The organism is Streptomyces sp. CHD11, assembly GCF_018638295.1.
Lineage (GTDB): Bacteria > Actinomycetota > Actinomycetes > Streptomycetales > Streptomycetaceae > Streptomyces.
In genome coordinates, this window is record NZ_JABTTS010000117.1 from 1 (window position 1) to 372 (window position 372).

The window sequence follows — 372 nt, forward strand, 5'->3', positions numbered from 1 at the left end:
CCAAGCGCCGGGCGAAGCAGTTCAAGGAACTGAACATCGAGGCGATCCTCGACACCCCGGTCAACATCGTCGTCACCGCCGACCCCACCCGCGGCGGCCCCCACACCCTCGGCCAGTCACTGCCAGGTCCCGGCGTGGGCTGATGTGAAGACCGAATGGCGTTCGGAGAACCTGGGCTGGTTCGACAAGAACGGCGAGATCGTCGGCGCCGGCCTCGTCCTGTACCGCCAGCTGCCCAAGATCAAGCGCTACCTGGCGTACCTCCCCGAGGGCCCGGTCATCAACTGGTACGCACCGAACCTGGACGACTGGCTCCAGCCGATGCTCGCGCACCTCAAGCAGCAGGGCGCCTTCTCCGTGAAGATGGGCCCG

1 pseudogene is annotated in these 372 nt (G+C 66.7%); it reads left to right on the plus strand.

What is annotated here, in order from left to right:
- Window positions 1-105: 105 nt before the first annotated feature.
- Window positions 106-372: pseudogene (locus HTV45_RS33415) on the plus strand (peptidoglycan bridge formation glycyltransferase FemA/FemB family protein); the annotation flags it as partial.